Below are 4,157 nucleotides of genomic sequence, written 5' to 3' on the forward strand. Positions count from 1 at the left end.
TCGGCCGTTCGGCTTTCGCTTTCCGGCCTTTCCGACTCTATCAGATCCTATTTCGTTCCGTTGCCGGTCCGAATTCGTTTCCGATTCCCCGTCGGGGAGGGTGCCTTTTGGCTTTTCCGACTTTATCAGAAGGGATTCGGCCGAATTGATCGGCCGGGGCTTCCGGTAAGTGGTCGGTTGCGCTTCGCCGAATTGAAATTCCGGCCGAAGCGGAGAAGAGACTACCCGTCGCGGATGAACTTGTCCAGTTCGTTGCAACCGTTCGAATCTACCTCCCCCAGATGCTCGTGTCAACGGACCCCTGGGGCGAAGAGGAGATTAGCAGGTCAGCGGGGCTCGATGCACATCACGCGGCGGTCGGGACGGTGGCTTCGCGGTCGGTGAGGTCGACGTCGCCGGTGGAACCGGCGCGTACGGCGCGGCCGCCCAGGACATGGACGTACAGGAGGAAAGCCAGTTCGGCGGCAATGCCGATGCCTATGCGGGCCCACGTGGGCAGGCCGGAAGGGGTGACGAAGCCTTCGAGTACGCCGGATATGAAGAGCACCGCGGCGAGTCCGATGGCGACGCCGAGGGCGGAGCGGCCTTCTTCGGCCAGGGCGGTCCGGCGGGTGCGCGGGCCCGGGTCGATAAGGGTCCAGCCCAGGCGGAGGCCGATGCCGGCCGCGATGAAGACGGCGGTCAGTTCGAGGAGGCCGTGCGGAAGGATCAGTCCGAGGAAGGTGTCGAGGCGGCCGGCCGAGGACATCAGGCCGATGCCGACGCCCAAGTTGAGCATGTTCTGGAAGAGGATCCACAGGACGGGGAGGCCGGCGAAGGCTCCCAGGACCAGGCACAGGGCGACGGCCTGGGCGTTGTTCGTCCATACCTGGGCGGCGAAGGATGCGGCGGGGTGGCTGGAGTAGTACGTCTCGTACTGGCCGCCGGGGCGGGTCATGTTGCGTAGGTCCTCCTGGGCGCCGATCGCCGCCTGGACCTCGGGGTGTGCGGCTATCCACCAGCCGATGAGGGCGGCGACCGCGGTGGAGAGGATCGCGGTCGGGATCCACCAGTGGCGCAGGCGGTAGACCGCTGCGGGGAAAGCCGTGGTGAAGAAGTGGACGGTGTCGCGCCAGGAGGCCTTGCGGGCGCCGGTGACCGTGCTGCGGGCGCGGGCCACGAGAGAGGTCAGGCGGCTGGTCAGCACGGGGTCCGGGGCGCTGGAGAGGAGGAGGGAGAGGTGGGTGGTGGTGCGTTGGTAGAGGGCGACCAATTCGTCGGCCTCGGCTCCGGTGAGGCGGCGCTTGCGGTGGAGCAGGGTGTCGAGGCGGTCCCATTCGGCGCCGTGGGCCGTGACGAAGACATCGAGGTCCATCTGGTGTCGCTCCTCGCGGCGCCGTGGGTGGGTGCCGGATCAGCTTGGCAGACTGGCCCTGTCCGGCGTGGGGTGGGCGGGATTTCGGGGATCGAGAGGGAGTGGGGCGCGGCGTGAGTGAGCTCGTAACGGGTGAAGCGGTGGTGCTGGGGCTGCGGCCGGCCAGGCTGCCGAGCCGGGGGCTGGCGGTGGCCGTCGATGTGGCTGTGGCCTGGGCGGTCTACCTCGGTGTATCGCTGCTGCTGTTGAGCGCGGCATCGTCGATGGACAGTGCGGCGTTGGCGGCCGTATCAGTGGCGACGTTCGTGCTGGTGCAGGTCGGGATACCCATCGTCATCGAGACGCTGAGCAATGGCCGGTCGCTGGGGAAGCTGGTCTGCGGGCTGCGGGTCGTCCGGGAGGACGGCGGGCCGATCCGGTTCCGGCACGCGTTGGTGCGCGGGGCGATGGGGGCCATCGAGATCGTGATGACGATGGGAGTGGTGGCGGCGATCGCCTCCTTGCTGTCGGCGCGGGGGCGTCGGGTGGGGGATGTGTTCGCGGGGACGTTGGTCATACGGGAGCGGCTGCCGGTGGCGGAGGCGGGGGTGGCGCTGCCGCCACCGCCTCCGTGGCTGGTGGCGGAGGTCGGCGCGCTGGATCTGTCGCGGGTGCCCGATAGGTGGTGGCTGACAGTTCGGCAGTACCTGACGCGGATGGGGCAGCTCGATCCGCAGGTCGGCGGAGTGATGGCGGGGCGGCTGGCGGAGGACCTGCGGGGGTTCACCGGGGTGCCGGGGCCTGCGGGGGTGCATCCGGCGGCGTATCTGGCGGCGGTGGTCGGGGAACGGCAGGCACGGGAATCGCAGCGGGCGTTCGGGGTGTCGGCGGCTGTCGGGACGTCGTCGGCCGTCGGGGCGCCGGGGGTTGCCGGTGGTGGGGAGTCTTGGCGTGGTGAGCCGGCGGGGTCGGTTCAGCCCGTGGGGGTGGCGGGAGATGCCGCGTCGTCGGGGATGGCGGGGAACCCGGGGGCGGCAGGGGATGTGGTGTCGCCGGCGTCGATGGGGGTCTGGGCGGCGCCCGGGGGTGAGGCGGGGGCTTTTGGGGCCGGTGGTGGAGCTGGGGCCCAGGCTGAGCTGACGCGTCATGACGGTGTCGGGTCGCTCGGGGTGCCGGTGCGGGACGGCCGTGGGGGCGAGGAGGGGGGCGGTGAAGGAGGAGGAAGGCCGCCGCGTACGGGGTTTGCGCCGCCGGTGTGAGCCCGCCGGTGTGAGGTGGGGTGCGGGAGCCGGCCGGTGGGGTCCTCGGGTGCCCGGGGGTTGGTGCCGCTCGGAGCGTGGCGTTTCGGCGCTCGGTGCGTGGCGTGTTCCGCGCCGGCTCTGGCGTGCCGTGACGGGTCGTGCTGTGACCGGTGAGGGCGAGACCGGCGGACGGGCGCGGGCGGGTCAGGGGAACGTCGACGGTGGGGACTCGAGGGATTCGAGTTCGATGCCGGGGGCGGAGAGGACCACGTCGCCGGCGATGTGGATGGCGTGCTGTTCGCCGGTTTCCAGGTCGTTGACCTGGTATTCGTCGGCGATGAGGGGGGCGTTGTCAGTGGCGTGTGGTGTGCTTTTCACCAGGGCCCAGGACTGGTCGAGCGTGCGGGGGGCGAGGACCGGGGGTGTGAAGGCGACGAGGCGGGTGCGGACGGCGCCGGCACCGAGGGCGGGGCGCAGGAGGCGCGCGGTGGCGATGAGAAACGCGGGGGACGCGCCGGTGAAGGAGTGGGCGGGGACGTTGCCCTCGGTGGCGTGTTCACCGGTCGGGTCGGTGCGTACCCAGGTGACGCCCTCCAGGGCGGCGCCGCGGACCTGCCAGGCGGAGGCATGGAGTTCGAGGCGGATGGGGCGGCCGAGCTCGTCGAGGGTGAGGTCGACGGAGCCGATGTGGTCGCCGGAGGGGTTGACGATCTGGGAGACATAGCGCCAGCCGGAGGGGCCGGTGGCGCAGTGGAAGTGCTCTTCACCCAGGGGGGTGTGATCGTGCGGGTCGTGGAGGGAGTAGTGGCCGCGGGGCATAGGGGGTCAGGTCCTTCGGGCGGCGACGTGCCGGTGAGTCGGGGTCGGCGGGGCTGTGCGGGGTCGTTATGGGCCAGGCCCCCGCCGTGAGGGGCGAGGGCCTGGAATCACCGGCTGCTGTGGGGAAGACCAACCGGCCGGCGGGGCCGACCGGTTGGTGATCGCCCGCTGGATCAGTAGCGGTAGTGGTCGGGCTTGTACGGGCCCTCGACCTGGACGCCGATGTAGGCGGCCTGCTCGGGGCGCAGTTCGGTGAGCTTGACGCCCAGTGCGTCGAGGTGGAGGCGGGCCACCTTCTCGTCCAGGTGCTTGGGCAGCACGTAGACGTCGGTGGGGTACTCCTGCGGCTTGGTGAACAGCTCGATCTGGGCCAGGGTCTGGTCCGCGAAGGAGTTGGACATCACGAAGGAGGGGTGGCCGGTGGCGTTGCCCAGGTTGAGCAGGCGGCCCTCGGACAGCACGATCAGAACCTTGCCGTCCGGGTGGGTCCAGGTGTGCACCTGCGGCTTGACCTCGTCCTTGACGATGCCCTCGAGCTTGGCCAGGCCGGCCATGTCGATCTCGTTGTCGAAGTGACCGATGTTGCCGACGATCGCCTGGTGCTTCATCCGCGCCATGTCCGACGCCATGATGATGTCCTTGTTGCCGGTCGTCGTCACGAAGATGTCAGCGGTCTCGACGACCTCTTCGAGAGTGGTGACCTGGAAGCCGTCCATCGCCGCCTGCAGCGCACAGATCGGGTCGATCTCGGTGATGATCACCCG

At 70.0% G+C, this 4,157-nt stretch carries 4 protein-coding genes; 1 reads left to right on the plus strand and 3 read right to left on the minus strand.

Going from position 1 to position 4,157, the window contains the following annotated elements; all coding sequences use genetic code 11:
* Positions 1–346: 346 nt before the first annotated feature.
* Positions 347–1,354 carry a stage II sporulation protein M gene (locus ACGFWI_RS38785; RefSeq protein ID WP_393910770.1) on the minus strand — a complete coding sequence of 336 codons (1,008 nt, stop codon included), beginning with the start codon at positions 1,352–1,354 and terminating at the stop codon, positions 347–349.
* Between the two features lie 113 nt (positions 1,355–1,467).
* On the opposite strand from ACGFWI_RS38785, the gene ACGFWI_RS38790 reads away from it, so the two are divergent.
* Positions 1,468–2,592: an RDD family protein gene (locus tag ACGFWI_RS38790; protein ID WP_393910771.1), complete on the plus strand. Its 1,125-nt coding sequence runs from the start codon at positions 1,468–1,470 to the stop codon at positions 2,590–2,592.
* A 186-nt stretch (positions 2,593–2,778) separates the two neighbouring features.
* Here ACGFWI_RS38790 and ACGFWI_RS38795 read toward each other — a convergent pair whose 3' ends face one another.
* Both ACGFWI_RS38795 and ACGFWI_RS38800 read right to left on the minus strand, forming a co-directional pair.
* Positions 2,779–3,393 carry a hypothetical protein gene (locus tag ACGFWI_RS38795; RefSeq protein WP_393910772.1) on the minus strand — a complete coding sequence of 205 codons (615 nt, stop codon included), beginning with the start codon at positions 3,391–3,393 and terminating at the stop codon, positions 2,779–2,781.
* A 173-nt stretch (positions 3,394–3,566) separates the two neighbouring features.
* The coding region (locus ACGFWI_RS38800) for an adenosylhomocysteinase (RefSeq protein ID WP_393910773.1) at positions 3,567–4,157 on the minus strand (591 nt) is incomplete at its 5' end.

The sequence above is a fragment of the Streptomyces sp. NPDC048434 genome, from assembly GCF_043200375.1.
In the GTDB taxonomy this organism is placed as follows: domain Bacteria; phylum Actinomycetota; class Actinomycetes; order Streptomycetales; family Streptomycetaceae; genus Streptomyces.